The organism is Mycobacterium sp. NGS59 (assembly GCF_059812345.1).
Genome location: NZ_JCALCN010000002.1, coordinates 501251 through 521351, shown reverse-complemented (window position 1 = coordinate 521351; position 20101 = coordinate 501251). Strand labels below are relative to the sequence as shown.

Sequence of the window (20101 nt, the reverse complement as noted above, 5' to 3'; positions counted from 1 at the left end):
CCACACGGCCAGACGTTTCTGGGTGCCGGCTTCGGTCAGGTCGAACCCCGGTGCTTCGCCCGGAGTTCCGAGGTGCACACGCAACGCGATCGGACCCTTGCCCGGGCGCAGCGGCGCCGCGGCCAGCTTGTCCGACCACCGCAACCATCCCGCCCGGGACAGGTGGGTGATCAGCCACAAGTCGCCGGCTTGCAGGCCCAGGTACTTGCCCCACCGGGAAGCGCCGACAACGGTCTGGTCGTGCAGCGCATTGATCGGCGGGTCGAAGGTCTTGAGCACCGACAACGCGGCGACGTCGACGCGGCCTACCGGCAAGCCGACGGCGTGCCGGCGCAGATGGTCGACCAGCGCTTCGATCTCGGGGAGTTCGGGCACCCGTCCAGTCTGCCGGTTGTGGCTACGGAGCGTCAGGCCTGTTGACGAGTTCCGTCGACAACGCCGGCCGAGTTTCCGAGATCTGCATTCCCGGCGAAGAAGCTTCCCTCACCGGTAGCCAAGGGGACCTGGCCATTCGCGCCCAACGCCGCGCTGCCCCCGGCGCCACCGTCGCCGAACAGCGCGGTATTCGAACCGAGCGCATGGTCGCCGTACAACCACCCACTGTTGCCGCGCAGCCCGGTGTGACCGTCGTTGTCGACTTGCTCACTGTGACTGCTCGCGGCCGGCGCAGCGCTCGCACCGGTTTGCGCCCCGCCGAGCGCAGGGCCGCCCGCTACCCCGGTCTGACCCGGACCGAAGACCACGGGACCGACTCCACCGAGACCGGCGGCGTTTCCGTCCACTCCGGCAACGGGGCCGTCCACCGCGGCAGCGACGGGGAGCGCAGTCACGGGAGGTGGCGCAGTCGGTGCGCTGACCCCTGTCCCGGCACCGGGGAGGAATCCGCCCGGATTCGAGCTGACGCCACCGGTCCCCGCGGCCCCGTTCGGACTCGCCGCCCCGTGCACCCCTGCACCGGCCGCAGCGGCGTTGGCGCCGGTACCGATCTGGACGTAGGTTCCGCCGTTGGTGGTCAGCAGGACCTGCTCGTCACTGTTGCCCGCAACCGGAGCGGCGGACCCGCCGGCGGGGGCACCCCCGGCCAGCGCTTGAAGTGGCGCACTGATACCCGACGCGGCTTCCTGCATTGTCGCGTTGAGCGCTTCCGCGGAGGCGTACTGGGTCGCACCACCGCTCATCAATTGGACGAACTGCTGGTGGAATAGTGCGGCCTGTTGACTGAGAACCTGATATGCCTGGGCGTGTGAACTGAACAGCGCGGCGATCGCGGCCGAAATGTCGTCGGCTCCCGCAGCCAGCACCGCTTCCGTGGGGGCGGCCGCAGCCGAACTAGCAGCATTGATCGACGAACCGATGCTGGCCAGATCGGTGGCCGCGGCAGCGACCCAATCCGGCGTAGCAAACACAAACGACATTCGACGACCTCTCCCGACTGCGAGCTCGCATTCAGCACGTGTATAGCACGCCAAATGAATGTTAACCCGACGTACGGTGCCGGGAGCACGCGTTCTCGAAATCCCGGTTGCGCAAATCCCAAGCTATGACGGACACGTCCCAAATTGCGGCGCATATGCCGACGAATACGCCCATTGAGCGCCGTCAGCCTTCGCATTCGCCGGACGAGCGCAGCAGATATGTGTCCATGATCCAGCCGTGCTGAGCGCGGGCCTGCGCACGCATTTCGACGATGCGCGCTCCGACCTCCCCGACCGTCCCGGCCACCAACAACTCGTCGGCGGTCCCGAGGTAGGCGCCCCACCAGATCCGCGTGGACGGCGCGCATGCCTGAAAAGAGCAGTCGGCATCGAGCATCACGACGGCCGAGCCGGCGAGACCGTGCGCATCCAACTTCCGTCCGGTGGTGACCAGTACCGGTTCGCCCACGTCATTGAGCGGGATGCGGTGACGCGCGGTCAGTGCCTGAACTGCGGTGATGCCCGGGATGACGTCGTAGCTGATCTCGACCTCGTCCGCGACCCGGTCCAGGATGCGCAGCGTGCTGTCGTAGAGCGACGGGTCGCCCCAGGCCAGAAAGGCTCCGACGCCGTCAGGTTCCAGTTCCGTTTCGATGGCCGTCGCCCAGAGACGGGCGCGGGACGCGTGCCAGTCCGAGACGGCCTGCCGGTAGTCGGTGCCCGAGGCGCGCCGCGGGTCGGGCAACTGGACGAATCGGTATCCGGGCTTGCGGATGAACCGCGCGCAGATCTTCCGGCGCAGCTCGACGAGGTCGCTCTTGGCCTCGCCTTTGTCCATCGCGAAGAACACGTCGGTGTCGTTGAGTGCGTCGATCGCCTGCACGGTCACATAGTCCGGGTCACCAGCACCGATGCCGATGACGTGAATGTGCCGGCTCATAGGGCCTCAACCTAATCGAGAACCTCATCGAGACCGCGCGCCGTCTAGCCGAGACCGCCGGTACCCAGTACCCTGGGTATTGACTATCGAGTGTGATCTTCCTAACGTCGAAACCCAGGCCCTGGCAAGGCACATGAAGGGACACAGCGATGACCACTGCGGTACGACCAAGTGGACCCAGTCGGGAAGAGTTCTCCGAGCGCCTGCTCAAGGGCTCGGTCAAGAAGTCCTACGAACCCGTCGTCGACATCGACTGGGACGCCCCGTTGGATCCGGACAAGTTCTTCCTGCCCCCGAGGCTGGTCTCGTTGTACGGCACCCCGATGTGGGACCAGATGACCCGTGCCCAGCAGATCGAGCTGTCCCGGCAGGAATTGGTGAACACGCTCTCGGCCGGGATCTGGTTCGAGAACATGCTCAATCAGTCATTGCTGCGGACCATCCTGCACGAGGACCCGACGAGCAGGTCCACCCACTACAAGCTGACCGAACTGGGCGACGAAACCCGCCACATGGTGATGTTCGGAAAAGCCATCGAGCGCATCGGCGCAAAACCGGTGCGGCCGAAACGTTTTCACCGTTACGTCATCAATCTGCTGCCACTTGCGTTCCAGCGCGGGTCGATGCTGTGGGTGGCCGCGCTGATCGGTGAGGAGATCTTCGACTCGCTGCAACGCCAGATGATGGACGACCCCGAACTGCAGCCGATCATCCAGCGCCTCATGCGGATTCACGTCACCGAAGAGGCCCGGCACATTCAGTTCGCGCGCGACGGCGCGCGCAAGCGGGTGACCGAGATGCCGCGCGTGAACCGATGGTTCATGGCCAACATCAACGGGCTGGGCGGGTACTTCTTCAATTACCTGTTCAGCAATCCCGTGCCGTACGCGCGCACCGGCCTGGATGCCAAGCGGGCCCGACAACTCGCCCGGCACAGCGCACACCGCCGCGAGGTGCAGATCGCCGGATTCGCCCCGCTGGCAGCCTTTTTGACCGAAGTGGGTCTGATGGGGCCGGTGGCGCGCCGCGGTTGGAAGCGCAGCAGGTTTCTGTGACGCTGATCGTCGGCGCGGGAGCAGTCGGCGCGGCGGCCGAACTGCGGCAGGCCGGAATCACCGACGTCGCGACGTTTGACGGCGAGGTAGTCCGTTCGGTGTTCGACGACGAGACCGACACCTGGGTGCTGCAGACCACGGCTGACGAAACCCTGCGGGCGGGTGTGGTCGTCGAGTCGAGCCCGACCCGCTACGTCCCCTGGGTACCGGATATCGACGGTCGCAGCGACTTCGCCGGGGAGTCGTTCCACGCCGCGGCGTGGGATCCGCACTTCCGCCCCACCGGCAAGCGCATAGCAGTCGTGGGCACCGACTCCTCGGCCGGCCACCGTCTGGGCCGGCTGTTGGAATCAGCCGGATCGGTAACCGTATTCGGACATGCGCCGCGCCGCATTGTCACCAACATCACACCGTGGACGCAGCGCTGGCGGCGCCGCCGCCCGCAACCGGGCCCGATGGTGGTGACGTCGCCGATCGAGGAGATCACGACGGCGGCCATCCGGACCGGCGACGGCGTCGAACACCCCGTCGACGCGATCATCTATGGCACCGGGTTCTCGATCGACAGTCAGCCGTTGGTCGGCACCGGCGGACAGACCATCCAGCAGGCCTGGCACGACGGCATGGAACCGTTCCTCGGGATGGCCGTGCACGGATTTCCGAACTACTTCTTCCTCACCGGCCCCGACACCGAGACGCAGGCACGCTACATCGCCGAGTGCCTCACGGTGATGGCGCGCACCGGCAGCCGTCGTATCGAGGTACGCCGCTCCAGCCAGCAGGTTTTCAACGAGCGCGCTCAACTCGCACCCACCACGCCGCCCTCGGTGACGGGGGCGTTCGAGACGTTCGACCTGTCGTCCAGCGCGCCCGATTACGAAGACACCTACGACGGCGATGCGACTCTGGAGATTTCGGGCACCCGTTACCCGGTGCACGTCCGATTGACCGGTCACCTCGACCCGCTTGACGGCAACTACCACTGGCAAGGCACCGTCCTGGACGACCTGCCCGACGACTCGATGAAGCGGGCGCGGACGGTCACGCTGTGCGTCGGCGATCGCACCGCGCCCGCGCGCATCGTCGAACAAACGCCGTGGGGCACTCATTCGGTCGCCGGCGTGGGTGCGCCTCCCTACGCTCGAAGCGGCGCCTGACGTCGGCTGCTTCAAACACGTCTAGCTTGGGTATGCCCCGTTCGGGATTGACCGCGCGCTGGGGTGGGTAGTTCCACTGAGATCGTGCGCAAAGACGGGCACGACAGCAGGAACGACGACTTCAGCGTGGCAGTGGTGGGGTTGCATCACACGACCGGGTGGCACAGCTATCCGGTGCCTAATCCAGTGCGCGCGGGAGCACTGACATCCGCCGCCAAGCCGCCACTTTCACAAATCGGGAGATTTGCCCGAAGATAGACGTCTCCGCCATCGAGGGCGGCAGCAGCTGACAACCGGGCAGGGTTCGAGGAGCGGGACATGGAATCGGACGACACGATGCAACCGGCGTGCCTTCTCGAGACGTCCCGCAATCCGGGATGGTTCGTATGAGTGCGGTGGCCAAGTCCTCCAATTCGTTGGGGCTGGAATCCCGAACCGAGCAATCGATAGTCCTGCTGTCCGCTGAGGGAGTGCTCGACGCCAAAAACTCCGCCGAGCTGCGCGACAACATCACCAAGGCCACGCATGACGTCCCCGCCGCGGTCGTGGTCGACGTCAGCGGGCTGCAGGTCCCCGACGAGGCCGCCTGGTCGGCTTTCGTCAGCGCACGCTGGCACATGGACGCGCGTCCGGACGTCCCGATCGTGCTGGTCACCGCCAACCGCGCGGCTCGCGAGGCGATCGCGCGCAGCGGCGTCGCCCGATTCATGCCGGTGTACCCGACCGAGAAAGCGGCCATCAAGGCCGTCGAGCGGCTCGGGCGCCGCAAGCTGAAGCACGCCCAGGCCAAGCTGCCGGCCAACCTGACCAGCCTGCGGGAATCACGTCAGCTGGTCCGCGAATGGCTGACCACCTGGTCGAAGCCGGGACTCATCCCCGTCGCGCTGGTGGTGGTCAACGTGTTCATCGAAAACGTGCTGGAGCACACCGGAAGCGAACCGGTGATGAGGATCGAGTGCGACGGCCAGACCGCGACCATCGCGGTTTCCGACACCAGCAACGCGCCCGCAGTGCGTCTGGCGTCGCCGCCCAAGGGCATCGACGTGTCCGGGCTGGCCATCGTCGACGCGTTGTCGCGCGCCTGGAGCAGCACCCCGACGGCGGCGGGCAAGACGGTCTGGGCGATCATCGGACCCGAAAACCAGCTCTGACATTCAGCTTCGCCCAGCGTGTAGCCAGTGCGAAAAAACAGCCGATTTTTCGCGGTGGCTACACGCTCGGCGTAACAGGAGGATGCCGTGCGCTTCAGTTACGCGGAGTCGTTGACCGACCCGCAGTTCTACATTCCGCTGGCTCAGGCAGCCGAGCGGGCCGGCTACCACAGCATGACGATCGCCGACAGCCTCGCCTACCCCTTCGAGTCGGACTCGAAATATCCCTACACCCCCGACGGCAGCCGGGAGTTCCTCGACGGCAAAGAGATCGTCGAAACATTCGTTCTGACAGCGGCTTTGAGCGCGGTGACGACGACGTTGCGGCTCAACTTCTTCGTCCTGAAGCTACCCGTCCGGCACCCGGCGCTCACCGCCAAGCAGGCCGGTTCGCTGGCGGCGCTCAACGGCAACCGGCTGGGACTCGGCGTGGGGACCAGCCCGTGGCCGGAGGACTACGAGCTGATGGGCATCCCGTTCGCCAAGCGCGGCAAGCGAATGGACGAATGCATCGAGATCGTCAAGGGTCTGACCACCGGCGAGTACTTCGAATTCCACGGCGAGTTCTACGACATCCCCAAGACGAAGATGAGTCCGGCGCCCACTGAGCCGATCCCGATCCTGGTCGGCGGGCACGCCGACGCTGCGCTGCGACGGGCCGCGCGGCTCGACGGCTGGATGCACGGTGGTGGCAGCTCCCCGGAGGAACTTGATCGACTCATCGCCCGGGTCAAGCAGTTTCGCGACGAAGAGGGCAAGACCGGCCCGTTCGAGATTCACGTCATCTCCACCGACGCCTACACCGTCGACGGGATCAAGCGTCTCGAGGACAACGGCGTCACCGACGTGATCGTGGGTTTCCGCTGGCCCTACATCGTCGGCCCGGATAAGGACCCGCTGGCGAAGAAGATTCATCTGCTGGAGAAGTACGCCGATCAGGTGATCGCCAAAGCCTGACCGTCACAACGTATCCCATTTCGGTGCACGTTTCTCGCGATGCGCCCGCGCCGCCTCGGCGGGATTGTTGGTGAAGCCGGTCAGGATCTGGGTGCGGTTCTCGATCTCGATGGCATGCCGCAGGCTGGGCGCATCCAGGGCGGCGTTGAGGCCGATCTTGGTCTGCCACACCCCGAATGCGTTGTTCTGCGCGATCTCTCGGGCTTTGTCCAGCGCGGCAGTCATCAGGTCCTCGGCCGGAACCACCTGGTGCACCAGCTTGATCCGGTGGGCCTCCTCGGCGTCGATCATCCGACCGGTCAACATCAGCTCACGTGCCACTCCGGCGCCGACGATCTTCGGCAGCAGGTAGCTGGTGCCCATGTCCATCGAGGAGAAGCCGGCCTTGATGAACGCCGAGCCGAATCGTGCTGTCTCGGAAGCGATGCGGATATCGGAATGCAGTGCGAACGCCAGGCCGCCGCCGACCGCGACACCGTTGACCGCTGCGATCACCGGGATCGGCAGCTCGTAGAGCCGGACGAACAGATCGGCCAGCCGCACCTGCGCGTCGTAGGTGACCTTGAAACCGGGGGTCGACGGGTTGACGTCGGTCCAGGCTTCGCCGGTGCCACTCAGATCGGCGCCCGCGCAGAAGCCTCGTCCGGCGCCGGTCAGAATCACTGTCCGATGTTCACCCCTGCTCAGCACATCCAGCGCTTCGTCGGTGGCTCTGATGAGAGACCCGTCGATGGCGTTCAACAGTTTGGGCCGGTTCAGCGTGAGGCAGGCGATGCCGTCTTCGAGAGTTTCCAGTGTGACTGCGGGTTCGGGTGCCATATCGAAACCGTAGGACATCCGGCTGACGGGGGTGTTCCGGGCGACCCCTAACCCTGCCGCTTGGCCAACCACTCGGCCTGCATCGCGAACAACCCCATCAATTCCGGCTGCGGTGTGTCGGGATCGAGTTCGCAGTAGCGCCGGAAGATGTTGACGACGACGCGTTCGGAGTCCAGCCAGGACGCGTACTCACCGAGGTCGACGGTATCGACGGCCTCCGCCAACGACAAGCCCTTGGTATGAGCCGCGTCGGCCTGCTCGATGAGGTGCACGAAATAGCCACGGACGGACCGGATCCCGTCGGTGTCGGTGACCGGCCCGTGGCCTGGCACCACCACAGCAGGGTCCAGCGCGATCATCGCGTCGCAGGCCGCGATCCAGTTGGCGATCGGACCCGCCCACACGATCGGTGTGCAGCCGATGAACAGCAGGTCCCCGCCGAACAGCACCCCCACGTCGGGCACGTGCACCACCGAGTCGGCACCGGTGTGGGCGGGTCCCAGGTTCAGCAGGTCCACGCGGCGGCCGCCGACGTCGACGGTCAGTTCGCGGTCGAAGGTCTGGTCGGCGTTGCGTATGGTGATCCCGCTGAAGTCGAAGTGGCCGAACCGGTCTCGCGCGTACTTCGTCGCGACCGGACCCAGGTCGGCGGTCTGGATCCCGACCAACCGGTCCGCGTTGGGTTCGTGCGCGATCTCCTCGGCGGTGCCGGCGGCGGTGATGATCCGAACTCGACTGTCCAGCAACTGGTTACCGTGCGTGTGGTCGCCGTTGGAATGGGTGATCAACGCGTCGGTGATGGGCGCCCGGTCAGTGATGGGACGCATCGCGTCGAACATCTCACGGGTCAGCGTCAGGTCGAACAGCGTGTCCACCAACAGCGACGCCCCGTCGCCGGTCACCAAACCCGCGTTGCTCCAACCGTATCCGCCGTCGGGCAGCGTCCATGCCCACACCCGTTCGGCGACCTCGTGCAGCCCGCGGGTGTAGGGCACCTTCGCCACAGCCGGATTCACCCGCTGCGCGAGCCCGGCCGAAGACGGATTGGGCCGCGGCGCAAGCGGATACGGGGCCGGTGACGCCCGCACGGTCTGACGCGTCTCCCCCAGTCCCTCGACCCGCAGCGTCACCACGTCCCCGTCGCGCAGCCAGCCCGGAAACGACGGCCTACCCAGGTGCTCGACGAGCGTGCAGGTGGGCACGGTGCCCGAACCGATCACGTCGCCGGGGCGCAGCGTCACGCCGCGAGAGATGTAGGAGATCACCTCGGGAAAGCTCCAGTCCATCGTGCCGGTGGATCCCGAGCCGACGACGGTGTCGTTGACCAGTGCGGTGACCTGCAGGCTGAGTTTGCCGTCGCGGCAAAAGGGTGCCAGCTCGTCGGCGGTCACCAGGCACGGTCCCAGGGTGACCCCGCTGTCTTTGCCTTTGGCCTGACCGATCCGCAACTGGCCCTCCAGCATCTGCAGGTCGCGCGCGGACCAGTCGTTGAAGATCATGTACCCCACGACGGCCTGCTCGGCCTGCTCCACCGTCAGGTCTTTTCCGGGGGAGCTGATCACCGCCGCAATTTCCAGTTCGAAGTCCTGCCAGGCGCTTCCGGGCGCCATCGGGGCATCGTCGTAGGGCCCCAATACGGTTGCCGGGCAGGCGAAATAGAATGCCGGGATCCGGTACCAGGTGTCCGTCAACACCCGGCCGCCGCCGGTGGCCTCCTGACAGTTGCGCATGTGGTCCAGGAAGCACAGGGTGTCGCGGATCGACGGCGGCCGCGGGATCGGGGCGGCCAGGGTCACGTCAACCAGCCGAATCACCGACGACGGTGATTGCAGCGCCGCTTCTCCGGCCGCACGCAGCGCGTCCGGCCCCGCCGAGATCAGGTCTAGCAACGTACGACCCGGCTCCACGGCGTAGACGTCGTCGCCGGACAGCACACCGACGCGCTCGTCGTCCCGGTCCCGGAAGGTGACCCATTTCATTCCCGTACCACCGGCGGAGTTGCAGTATTCGAAGTGCGCGGCATTCCCCGATCATCCATCACGGCCGATCGGCCACTGCGTGCGGCCAGTAGCCGATCACCCGTCGAACTCGAGGTCTGTTTGCGCGGAGTCGTTCCCGCGCGACCCTCGCGGGGTCGCCATCCGCAGCAGGATCCCACGGAGAACGTCGAACTATTCAGTCAACGTGCGTATGGACTCGCACCGTGCTCGACAGCACGCTGAATCCAGACCGCGGCGAATGCCAGCGGCTGATCAGACCGCACCGAGCGAAGGTACCAACATGTCGTCATCACCCGCTGCAGACGCCGAGACCCGATTCGTGGACGGGGTGAACGCCCGATTCGCCTATCGCCGGTTCGGCAGCACATCCGGGGTACCGCTGGTGCTGGCCTTACGCTTTCGCGGCACGATCGACCACTGGGATCCGGTGTTCCTCGATCGGCTGGCTGCAGAACGCGATGTGATCATCTTCGACAACGTGGGTCACGGCAGAACCGATGGCACCGCACCCACCACCATGGACGCGCTCGCAGGCGGACTATTGGAATTCGTCGAGGCTCTGGGTGTGACCCAGATCGACCTGTTGGGATGGTCGCTCGGCGGAATTGTGGTGCAGGCGGTGACGCTGCAGCGCCCCGATCTAGTGCGTCGCCTGGTTGTCGCAGGCAGCTCTCCCGGTGGCGGCGTTCCCGGTATGCCGCAGGCCGATCCGAAGATCTGGCAGGTGGCGACCAAGCCCGTCAACGACGACGACGATTTCCTCTACCTGTTCTTCCCCGATACCGACCGTGCTCGCGAACTGGGCATCCAGTCGCTGCGCCGTCTGGACACCCGCACGCTATCCGAGGACCACGTGGCGGTTTCGCTGGAAACGATGCAGGCTCAGTTGGCCGTCATCGGATCTACCGGATCAAGCGTGTGGGATCGCCTGGGCGAGTTGACGATTCCGGCATTGGTTGCCAACGGCGCACACGACCACATGATTGATGCCTACGCCACGTACGCGATGGCGGGCCGCCTGCCCAACGCCAAGGTGATCCTCTACAGCGATGCCGGCCACGGCTTCCTCTTTCAGCACATCGATGACTTCACGATGGAGGTGCTCACTTTCCTGGCTTCGTGATTAGGTCATCCGACGGATACCGGCCACCGCCGCGGCCCGGCAATGTCGCCGCCATGGAACCGAGTTCAGCTCAGGATCACCTGGCCGCGGACCTGCTGGTCATCGCCTTCGGCAAGGGTGGCAAGACCCTGGCCGCCGATATGGGCCGGCGCGGTCACCGCGTGGTCTTGGTCGAAGAGTCAGCCGCGATGTACGGCGGGACGTGCATCAACACCGGGTGCGTCCCCACGAAGTCGATGGTGCACCGAGGCGAGCATCAGATAGCGGCGGTCTCCGGCGCGTCGGCCTACGCAGACGCGATGGCCTCCACCGAGCGACTGACAGCCGGTCTGCGCGCAGCCAACCGCGCATCGATGGCACCCCTCCCGTCGGTGACGGTCCTGACCGGCAAGGCGCGTTTTCTCGATCCCGAGAACGTGGAGGTTTCCACGGCTTCGGGGCCCGTGGTGATCACCGCCGGTCACATCGTCATCGGTACCGGGTCGACACCGAACATCCCAGATCTGCCGGGGCTCAGGGAGAACCCGGTAGTGGTGACCAGCGCGGAGCTCCTCCGGAAGACGTCGCGACCTGACCAACTCGTCATCCTGGGCGGAGGTTACATCGGTCTGGAGTTCGCGTCGATGTACGCCGGGTTCGGAAGCGCCGTCACCATCCTGGAGCATCGTCCCACCGTGCTGGCGAACGAGGATACCGACGTGGCCGACGCTGCGCGGGCGCTGCTGCGGCAGCGGGGCGCCACCATTATCACCAGCGCGAACATCGTTGGGTTGCAGACGATCATGCGTCAAGGCGGTCCACCGGCAGCGCGCGTGGAGTATCTGGTTGACGGTCGTTCGGCCACCGTCGACGCCGACGCCGTACTCGTCGCGCTCGGGCGCACGCCCAACACCGCCGATCTGGGTCTCGATCGTGCCGGCGTGGAGACCACCGATATCGGTGCCGTCGTCGTGGACGATTACCGGCGCACGAGCCAGTCGCACATCTTCGCCGTCGGTGATGTGAACGGCGGACCACAGTTCACCTACATCTCGCTCGACGACTATCGCATCGTTCTCGATCAACTCACGGACGCACCGGTGCCCCGCCGGGCCTCGCAGCGCGATGTGGTGCCCAACTGCCTGTTCCTCACACCGCCGCTGGCACGCGTCGGCTTGACCGAATCCCAAGCGCGCACAGCGGGTTACGAGGTCCGTGTAGCCGCAAGTCCCGTGGTCAATCTCGCGACAGTCGCACGCGCGCGGATTGTCGGTCAAACCGCCGGGATGATGAAGGTGGTCGTCGACGCCACCACCGACAGGATCCTCGGTGCGACGCTGCTGTGCCACGACGCCCACGAAGTCATCAACCTGGTCGCATTGGCGATGCGGCACGGGATCACTGCCAGCACGCTACGCGATGGGATCTACACCCATCCGTCGATGTCGGAGTGTTTCAACCAGTTGCTGGGAATGCTCACGTGAAGTCGAGGACGACGCGGAAGCGCGCACGCCCCGACATCATGCGTTCGTAGGCCCGTGGTGCCTCGCCGAACGGGAGCGGCTCGATCATCGGGGCAATCTGATGAGTGAGCGCGAACCCGAGATTGTCTTCGTTCTCGATCGCAGACCCGGTCAGGCTGCCGATGATGCTGCGTCCGCCGAAGATGAGGTCTGGTGTCTGCACGGGTATCGGCTCGGGTGAGGCACCCACGACCACCAGACGGCCGCGCGGCCGCAACCCGGGGATCAGACCCGCCATCGACGCGCCACTGGCCGCCGTGGCGACGATGGCGGTCGCGCCGCCCAGTGCGGTGAGCGCCCCGGCGGTGTCTTCGGCCGCACTGTCGATGTAGTGGTCGGCACCCAGATCCCTTGCCAGCGAAGCTTTCTGCGTACCTCGGGCCACCGCGGCGACGCGGTACCCCATCCGCTTTGCGTATTGGATCCCGAGGTGGCCCAGACCACCGATGCCCTGGACGGCGACCAGGGTGTTCAGCGGAGCCTGGCCGGCGCGCAACGCGTTGAAGACGGTCACTCCCGCGCACAGCAGCGGCGCAGCGGTCAGCACGTCGAATCCCTCGGGGATGCGCACCAACCCGCTGGGGCGGGCGTACACGATCTCGGCGTAACCGCCATCGACGGTCGTGCCCGGCTGCGGTTGATCGGTGCAGTTCACGAAATCGCCGTAGCGGCAGTATTCACATCGTCCACAATGTCCGCCCAGGAAGCCCAGCCCGACGCGATCGCCAACGCGCCAGCGATCGTCCACTGCCTGTCCAACCGCGTCGATCGTGCCGATCACCTCGTGTCCCGGCACGATCGGCTGCGTCGGATCCGCCCGCTGCCCCTCGACGCCGAGCATGTCGCTGTGGCACACGCCGCACGCCGCTGTCCGGATGCGCACCTCCCCTTCGAGTGGCTCGCGCAATTCGCGCTCCACCATCGCGAAGTTGCGTTGGCCGGTCACCTGATACGCCCGATACGAATTCATGCCGTAACGACACCAGATCGGTGGACACTTCGGTATCAGCACACCGACCGTCGTTCGGCGCAGTGGCGTGCCGCCGGCGCCGCCACTGATTTCCGCAGTCTGGAGCCCAGACGAGTTCGCTGTCTCAGTCACCTCACCTATGCCGGAGGCTCAGATGTCACCCTGGGACGGGATCCCATCGCCGAGCGCATCCCGAAGCTGGTTGCGACTGGTGATGCCGAATTTGGGAAAGATCTTGTACAGGTGCGCCGCGACAGTCCGGTGGGATAGGTAGATCCGGTCGGCGATCTGCCGGTTGCTGAGACCGGCTGCGGCCAGTTGAGCGATCTGCAGTTCCTGTGCAGTCAACTCCGCGACCTGATCCTCCGCAGTCACGTGCCCCGGCAGTTGCACTCCGGCAGCGCGTAACTCCCCGCGGGCACGCTGCGCGAACGGATGCGCTCCACGCGCTTCGAACACGCGCAGCGCAGTCGACAACTGTGCGCGGGCGTCGACGATACGGCGTTGACGTCGCAGCCACTCGCCGTAGCAGAGCTGCGTGCGGGCGTACTCCAACGGACTCCGTTCAGTCGCATCCGCGCACTGGAGTGCGGCGTTGAAGTGATGCTCGGCATCGGGGTCACTGCCCGCGAGCAGGGCGCGGCTGCGGTGCACCAGCATCGCAATGTGCTCGGATCCCAGAGTGGTTGCCTCCGAGGCAATCTCGTCGATGAGATCGCCGACCATGCTCGGATGTCGGCTACCGACCGCCGCCTCGGTCAGATCGCCGATCGCCCAGCGGCGGGCACTGCGGTCACGGGTCATCTGCGAGAGGTCGACGAATGCCTGCTGGTAATCGTGCACCGTGAGTGCCAGCAATCCGCTGGCCCAAGAGAGGTCGTCCAACCAGAGCAGCGGCGTGTCGGTCGGCAGATGCTGTCGGGCGGTTGCGAGCGCTTGCTCTGCTGCCCGGATCTCTCCGCGCCAGGCATGCGATCTCGCCAGGAGCGCTGCCGCGGCACCGGTACTGATAGATAGGTTGGCATCGGTCGCTATGCGGAAAGCGCCTTGAGCGCTGACCGTCGCCTCCTGTAGGTGTCCGGCGATGATCTGCGCACGCGCGGAACCGCGGAGCGCTTCGCACTCGATGGTGGGTGCCCCGGTGGCGTGGGCGACTGCGGCCGCCTCGGTCCAACAGCCTTGCGCGATGTTCAAGTCCGACACCGATTCCGCGGCAAGGCCCATCGACATCAACGCGGTGACGTCGCCGGCCACCTGAGTGCGCAGCCGCTCTGCCTCAGAACGGAAGTGACGGGCGTACTTGGTGTCCTCGGCGATGGCGAGGGCGATCTCGATGGAGGGGTCTCCGCGGTACTCGATCGAATGCAGCGCTTCGGCCGCCATATGCCTGTCACGCTCGTCCATGCCGTGCATGCGACACTGAGCGGCCGCGGCTGCCAGTAGACGCGTCTGATACTTATGTTCGCCGTTGTCGCCGAGTCGGTCTGCCAATGAAACGAGATCCGACACCTTCGGGGCCGCAACGCCTGTGGTGATACCCATCGTGAAGCGCGCGAAGGCGAGCTCGAACAAGTCGAGGGAGTCGGTGGCGAGCGGTTCTGCCTCGCCCAGGATGTCGATCGCTTCCACCGTCAGCCCTGCGCGGTAGGCCGGCATGATCGCGCTCACCAGGCGACGAACGCGTCTGTCCGGCGATGGTGACAACGCCGCAGCGCGCCGCAATGCCGCGGCCGCTTCGTCGTTCGCGCCGCGGTGTAATGCACTGTCGGCCAGTCTTTCCAGCTCGGCGGAAATGGTCTCATCGGGCCCGTAGGCCGCTGCGGAACGCTGCCATACTGCACGCATCGGATCGGTCGCTGCCTCGGCGAGAGCGCGATGGAAGGTCGAGCGTTGCGAGAGCCCTGCCGCGTTATAGGCGACCGACCGAATCAACGGATGGCGAACGCGAAGCGCACCGGCGCCGACGGTGATCAATCCATTGCGCTCCAACGGGTCCAAGTCGCTTTCGGACAGCCCCACCCGTCGGGCAGCATCGACCAGCTCGGCCAGCGGTGCATCATCTCCGGCTGATATCAAGGCCAATAGCTGACGACTTGGCTCGGGAAGCGAATCGAGCTGCTCGAGCAGGACACGCTCGATACGCCGAGTGGTCGGCAGCGGTGTCGTCGCCGTCAGCACCGTGTGCTCGTCGCTCGCCAACACGGCTTTGGCCAACTCGGCGATGGCCAAGGGATTGCCTCCGGCCTCGGCCAGGATCCGGCGTTGAGCCACATCACTGAGAGTGCCTGCGCCCGTGTCGGTTACCGCCTCGGCCAACAGTGCCCGCGACGTGTCGTCATCGATGGGCCCGAGCGGGAATCGCGACAGCGAGACGAGCCGCTCCGGCTCACCGTCCAGGTTCGGTCTCGCGGCGCACAGCAGCAGGACAGGCGAATTCGCCAGCCGGCGTCCGACGAAGGTCAACACATGCAACGAGGAGCCGTCGAGCCACTGAGCGTCGTCCACGATGAGGATGAGCGGTTGGTGAGCCGCCGCTTCCTCGAGCAAGCCGAGCATCGCCACCCCGATCAACAGAGGGTTGGGGAGTTCGTGCTCCTCCATCCCGAATGCCGCCAGCAGGGCTCTGCGTTGGTGGTTCGGTAAGGCTTCGGCATGACCCAGGAGGGGATGAACGAGCTCGTGAACGGCCGCGTAACCCACTTTCGCCTGAGATTGCACACCCGCGCACGAACGCACAGTGAATCCGTTGTCGCCGGCCCACCTCGCGACGGCGTTCAGCAGCGTGGTCTTCCCGATGCCGGCTTCGCCCTCGACGACGAGTGCGCGGCCCGACTGGGTGATATTCGACGCCGCCGAAGTCAGTGCAGTGAACTCGTCGGTGCGGCCGATCATCGACATCGCACCCCCGCGCCCCGGGTCATGGGTTTGACGGTAACATCGCTGAGTAGGTTATTCCAATCCAGATGATCGGGGGTGCCGCTGAGTGCCGATGAATGTGGACGATGACTGCCCGATTGCACGCGCGATGGCGGTACTAGGCGAGCGATGGTCGATGTTGATCCTGCGCGAAGCCATGTTGGGGCGCACGCGATTCTCCGAGTTCCGTACCGAACTCGGCGTCGCACCAGACATTCTGAGCAACCGCTTGTCGGCCCTGGTCGCAGCGGGCGTCTTCGAGGTCGTCGACTACCAGGAACCCGGTGACCGCAGGCGGCAGCGGTACGAGTTGACGGATGCCGGCCACGAGGTCAGCACCATCCTCGTTGCACTGGGACAGTGGGGCCGGACGCACCTGCCCTCTGCCACCGACAGCAGCAATCGGTTCGTCGAGAGCGTTACGCGCAAGCCGGTGCGAGCGGTGCTGAGACGCCGCGACGGTCAGATCGTCGAGCCGACGGACGTCATCCTCATTTCCAAACCCACCTGACGTAAACGCCGAGGCTAGTCATCCGACCTATACCGACTGTCCCCGCGGGCTGGAAACCTAACTGCCATGAGCACTCTGGCGTCGGCTCCATGTCGACTACCCGCCGGACATCGCCACCCACAGTCCGCAACAGGTGCTCTACATCGACGAGGACGGCCTGATCCGGCGACGTGACTACCAAGTTGACATTGCCGGCGGATCACCTGCGGCGCACTATGTCTCGGAGTTCGACGTCGACGGCATGATTGTTCCGGCAAGGCGCATGATTTTCGTACGCGATGACGCGGGACATCCCATGCTTGATCAGCTGGTCGTCTCCATCGAGCTGACGGACATTCGCGTTAACTGAGGGCGGGCTGCGTCCTTGGATGTCATTCCCGTACCACCTCACTCGGTTTCTTGTCGGGGCGCAGCCCTCGCCAGCTCGGTTGGCGCAGCCGGTTTTCCGGGGTCCACTCGCTGTAGCGCACCTCGCCCACCAACTTCGGCTCCAGGAACGTAACGCCCTTGGCTTCGCGAGCGGGAAGCTTGACGGCGAAAGGTGATTCGTCGGTGTGCAGAGGCGCGAAGGTTTCCTTCAGCTTGGCTTGCTCGCGGTCGGTGAAGCCGGTTCCGACTCGTCCGACGAACTGCAGTCCGTCGGGTCCCGGTATGCCCATCAACAGTGCTCCGATGCCGCTGCTGCGCCCACCTTCGCCTGCGCGCCAGCCGCCGATCACGACTTCCTGGGTGTTCCAATGCTTGTCCTTGATCCACGAGGCGGAGCGGCGGCCCGGCTGGTAACTGGAGTCACGCTTCTTGGCGACCACGCCCTCCCAACCTTGCCTGGCCGAATACTCCAGCGCCTCGGCTCCGTCGCCGCCGGAGAGCAACGGAGGAACGATGAGTTCGCTTGCGCTGGCCAGGGTTTCCAACAGCTTGCGCCGATCGGCGTATTTGGCCCGCAGCAGTGAGCGGCCGTCGAGGTAGAGCAGGTCGAACGCCCAGAACTCGATGCGGGTGGCGCGGACCCGGTTCTGCATCCGGTTGAAGCTGGGTACGCCCGCGTCATCGAGCGCGACGACCTCGCCGTCGAGCACCACATGATGTTCGGCGAGATCGGCTGCCACCGCGGCCAATTGGGGAAACTCCGCGGTGATGTCCCGGCCGCTGCGCGAACGCAGCCGCATCTGGCCGTATTCGGCGTCGACCAGTAGGCGGTAGCCGTCCCATTTCCCCTCGAACGCCCATTGACCCTTCGTCAGCCCGGCGACCGAACCGTGCGTGGCGAACATCGGTGCGAGACCGTCGAAGTCGAAAGCCTTCTGGTCCTTCATCCGGTGCGCCAGCCACTGGTTGCCGTTGGTCTGGATCAACGCGTACCGTCCGGAGATCCGGTTGCCGTGCAGGTTGACGATGACCTCGTCATCAAGGAACTTCTCGGCGTCGTAGGTTCCTGAGTCCCAGATGACGACCTTGCCGGCGCCGTATTCGCCCTTGGGGATGATGCCCTCGAACCCCCCGTATTCCAGCGGATGGTCTTCGGTGTGCACCGCCAGGTGGTTCACCGCGGTGGTCTCGGGCAGATTTTTCGGCACCGCCCACGACACCAGCACCCCGTCCCGCTCCAACCGGAAGTCGTAGTGCAGGCGACGGGCGTGGTGCTCTTGGATGACAAAGGTGTTGCCTTGCCCGGTAACGGGTTTCGAACTCGGCACCGGTTCCGGAGTCTTGGACGGATCGCGCATACTGCGGTATTTCGTCAGCCGGTCCGCCACCGGGGCGTCGGCGTCCAACGGGGCAAGTAGATCGCCGTCGCGTTGCACGCGGGCCAGCACCTCGTCGTAAAGCAGGTGGCGCAGCTCGGGGTCCTCGATCTCTTCCCACGTCCGGGGCGCCGCTACCGTCGGATGTTCTCGGCCGCGCAGCGAGTACGGCGCAATGGTGGTCTTTGCGCCGTTGTTCTGGCTCCAGTCCAAAAAGACCTTGCCGGCGCGCAAGCTCTTGGTCATCGTCGCGGTGACCAGCTTGGGCATGGACTTCTCCAGTTGCAGCGCAACACGTTTGGCCAAGATCGTGGCGCCGGCGCTACTGACCGGTTCCTCCAGCGGGGCGTAGAGGTGCAGACCCTTGCTACCGCTGGTCAACGGAAAGAGGGTCAGTCCGATATCGGTGATCAGTTCTCGGACGGCGTGGGCAACCTCGCAGAGCTGCGCCATCGTCACACCCTCGCCGGGGTCCAGGTCGAACACCAGGCGGGTGGCCGGGCCGGGCTTGAGTTCTTCGGCGCCCTTGCGGGTCCACTCGGCGACGAAGCGCCACTGCGGCACATGCACCTCGAGCGCGGCCTGCTGCGCGATCCACGCCAGCCCGTCGGCGCTGTTGATGATCGGGTAGGTCGTGGTACCCGACCGGTGCGTGACGCTGGCGCGCGGTAGCCAGGCCGGCGCCGACGACGCCAGCTGCTTTTCGAAGAACGAGGGCTCGTCGACACCGTTGGGCCAGCGTTTGCGCGTCGCGGCCCGACCCGCGATGTGCGGCACCATGACTTCGGCGATACCGGTGTAGTAGTCGAAGATGTCCCGCTTGGTGGTCCCGGTGGCGGGGTAGAGCACCTTGTCGGCATTGGTCAGGCGCACCTGTTGCTCGCGTGCCGAACCCATGATGTCAACGTAACGTGTCGGGCATGGAGCGCGGGCTCGTGATCGGCGAAGCGCTGATAGACATCGTGGCGGGACCGTCTACCACCCGGCATGTCGGCGGCAGCCCGCTGAATGTGGCCGTGGGCCTTGCCCGCCTGGGTCGCGGTATCGATTTCCTGACCCACATCGCTGACGACGCGAACGGCCGCCGCATCGCGGCCTATGTCAAAGACTCTGGCGCGCAGCTGGTTTCGGGCAGCGTTGCCGCTACCCGGACACCTACCGCCACGGCGACCATCGCCGCCGACGGCTCGGCGAGCTATTGCTTCGAGCTGGACTGGCAGCTCTCGGGGACCCCGCCCGTCCCGCCCCCACTGTTCGTGCACACCGGGTCGGTGGCCGCGGTACGCGAGCCGGGCTGCCTGGCGGTGGCCGCGCTGCTGGATGCCTACCGGGTGTCTGCCACCGTCACCTTCGACCCCAACGTCAGGCCGTCGCTGATCGTGGACCGCGAGCAGGCGCGCGACCGCGTCGACAAGCTCGTCGAGCGCAGCGACATCGTCAAGGTCAGCGAGGAGGACCTGCGCTGGCTCGCACCCGACCGCCCGCCGCGGGACACCGCGCGTGGCTGGCTGGCGTCCGGGCCGGCGATCATCGCCCTGACCATGGGTGAGCGCGGCTCGCTGGCGCTCTGCGCGGCCGGTGAGGTGACGGTGCCGGCGCGTCCGGTAGAGGTCGTCGACACCGTCGGTGCCGGTGACGCGTTCATGGTCGGTCTGCTCGACACGCTCTGGGAAGCGGGCCTGTTGGGCGGTGACCGGCGAACCCTCCTGCGCAGGATCGGGTTGGACACGCTGACGTCGGCGCTGGAGGCCGCGGCCGCGGCGGCGGCACGCGCGGTGAGCCGCCCCGGCCCCTGAGGCGAGCAGCCGCAATGGCCCTCGCACGCTCGGCGTGTCGGGTA

The 20101-nt window shown here is 66.0% G+C and carries 16 protein-coding genes and 1 pseudogene; 9 read left to right on the top strand and 8 right to left on the bottom strand.

Annotated features, from left to right (window positions below; translation table 11 throughout):
* Window positions 1-132: 132 nt before the first annotated feature.
* The 3 genes and pseudogenes from AC5Y46_RS05010 to cobF form a co-directional block, all read right to left on the bottom strand.
* Window positions 133-375 (bottom strand): annotated as a pseudogene (locus AC5Y46_RS05010) (DNA-formamidopyrimidine glycosylase family protein); the annotation flags it as partial.
* Between the two features lie 32 nt (window positions 376-407).
* The gene (locus AC5Y46_RS05005) at window positions 408-1415 is read right to left on the bottom strand and encodes a PE family protein (protein ID WP_499990245.1); all 1008 of its coding nucleotides are present in this window, start codon (window positions 1413-1415) and stop codon (window positions 408-410) included.
* A 184-nt stretch (window positions 1416-1599) separates the two neighbouring features.
* Window positions 1600-2355 carry a precorrin-6A synthase (deacetylating) gene (cobF, locus tag AC5Y46_RS05000; protein WP_499990244.1) on the bottom strand — a complete coding sequence of 252 codons (756 nt, stop codon included), beginning with the start codon at window positions 2353-2355 and terminating at the stop codon, window positions 1600-1602.
* A gap of 149 nt (window positions 2356-2504) precedes the next feature.
* Here cobF and AC5Y46_RS04995 point away from each other — a divergent pair, with 149 nt between their 5' ends.
* From AC5Y46_RS04995 to AC5Y46_RS04980, 4 genes are all read left to right on the top strand, one after another.
* Window positions 2505-3410 (top strand): AurF N-oxygenase family protein, encoded by a 906-nt coding sequence (locus tag AC5Y46_RS04995; protein ID WP_499945433.1) that lies wholly within the window; start codon window positions 2505-2507, stop codon window positions 3408-3410.
* Window positions 3411-3622: 212 nt separating this feature from the next.
* Window positions 3623-4567 carry a DUF4873 domain-containing protein gene (locus AC5Y46_RS04990; protein ID WP_499945559.1) on the top strand — a complete coding sequence of 315 codons (945 nt, stop codon included), beginning with the start codon at window positions 3623-3625 and terminating at the stop codon, window positions 4565-4567.
* 377 nt (window positions 4568-4944) lie between these two features.
* Window positions 4945-5718 (top strand): STAS domain-containing protein, encoded by a 774-nt coding sequence (locus tag AC5Y46_RS04985; RefSeq protein WP_499990286.1) that lies wholly within the window; start codon window positions 4945-4947, stop codon window positions 5716-5718.
* An 87-nt stretch (window positions 5719-5805) separates the two neighbouring features.
* Entirely contained in the window at window positions 5806-6675 is an 870-nt protein-coding gene (locus tag AC5Y46_RS04980) for a TIGR03619 family F420-dependent LLM class oxidoreductase (RefSeq protein WP_499945435.1), read from the top strand.
* 3 nt (window positions 6676-6678) lie between these two features.
* Here the strand turns inward: AC5Y46_RS04980 and AC5Y46_RS04975 are convergent, their stop codons facing one another.
* Together AC5Y46_RS04975 and AC5Y46_RS04970 are read right to left on the bottom strand one after the other, a co-directional pair.
* Complete coding sequence (locus AC5Y46_RS04975) at window positions 6679-7494, bottom strand: enoyl-CoA hydratase/isomerase family protein (protein ID WP_499990243.1); 816 nt, start codon at window positions 7492-7494, stop codon at window positions 6679-6681.
* Window positions 7495-7541: 47 nt separating this feature from the next.
* Entirely contained in the window at window positions 7542-9473 is a 1932-nt protein-coding gene (locus AC5Y46_RS04970) for a fumarylacetoacetate hydrolase family protein (protein WP_499990242.1), read from the bottom strand.
* Window positions 9474-9813: 340 nt separating this feature from the next.
* Between AC5Y46_RS04970 and AC5Y46_RS04965 the strand changes: the two genes are divergently transcribed.
* Both AC5Y46_RS04965 and AC5Y46_RS04960 read left to right on the top strand, forming a co-directional pair.
* Complete coding sequence (locus tag AC5Y46_RS04965) at window positions 9814-10617, top strand: alpha/beta fold hydrolase (protein WP_499990240.1); 804 nt, start codon at window positions 9814-9816, stop codon at window positions 10615-10617.
* 53 nt (window positions 10618-10670) lie between these two features.
* The gene (locus AC5Y46_RS04960; protein ID WP_499990239.1) at window positions 10671-12080 is read left to right on the top strand and encodes an FAD-dependent oxidoreductase; all 1410 of its coding nucleotides are present in this window, start codon (window positions 10671-10673) and stop codon (window positions 12078-12080) included.
* Here the strand turns inward: AC5Y46_RS04960 and AC5Y46_RS04955 are convergent.
* Both AC5Y46_RS04955 and AC5Y46_RS04950 read right to left on the bottom strand, forming a co-directional pair.
* Window positions 12073-13089 carry an alcohol dehydrogenase catalytic domain-containing protein gene (locus tag AC5Y46_RS04955; RefSeq protein ID WP_499990238.1) on the bottom strand — a complete coding sequence of 339 codons (1017 nt, stop codon included), beginning with the start codon at window positions 13087-13089 and terminating at the stop codon, window positions 12073-12075. The genes AC5Y46_RS04960 and AC5Y46_RS04955 overlap by 8 nt on opposite strands.
* Before the next feature lie 150 nt (window positions 13090-13239).
* Window positions 13240-15987, bottom strand: coding sequence for an ATP-binding protein (locus AC5Y46_RS04950; RefSeq protein WP_499990237.1), 2748 nt, complete (start codon window positions 15985-15987; stop codon window positions 13240-13242).
* A 91-nt stretch (window positions 15988-16078) separates the two neighbouring features.
* On the opposite strand from AC5Y46_RS04950, the gene AC5Y46_RS04945 reads away from it, so the two are divergent.
* Together AC5Y46_RS04945 and AC5Y46_RS04940 are read left to right on the top strand one after the other, a co-directional pair.
* Window positions 16079-16516, top strand: a complete 438-nt coding sequence (locus AC5Y46_RS04945) for a winged helix-turn-helix transcriptional regulator (RefSeq protein ID WP_499990236.1) — start codon at window positions 16079-16081, stop codon at window positions 16514-16516.
* Window positions 16517-16649: 133 nt separating this feature from the next.
* The gene (locus tag AC5Y46_RS04940; protein ID WP_499990235.1) at window positions 16650-16865 is read left to right on the top strand and encodes a hypothetical protein; all 216 of its coding nucleotides are present in this window, start codon (window positions 16650-16652) and stop codon (window positions 16863-16865) included.
* A gap of 22 nt (window positions 16866-16887) precedes the next feature.
* Here the strand turns inward: AC5Y46_RS04940 and AC5Y46_RS04935 are convergent, their stop codons facing one another.
* Window positions 16888-19158, bottom strand: coding sequence for an ATP-dependent DNA ligase (locus AC5Y46_RS04935; protein WP_499945439.1), 2271 nt, complete (start codon window positions 19156-19158; stop codon window positions 16888-16890).
* Between the two features lie 23 nt (window positions 19159-19181).
* On the opposite strand from AC5Y46_RS04935, the gene AC5Y46_RS04930 reads away from it, so the two are divergent.
* Window positions 19182-20057 (top strand): carbohydrate kinase family protein, encoded by an 876-nt coding sequence (locus AC5Y46_RS04930; RefSeq protein ID WP_499945440.1) that lies wholly within the window; start codon window positions 19182-19184, stop codon window positions 20055-20057.
* The last annotated feature ends 44 nt before the right edge of the window (window positions 20058-20101 follow it).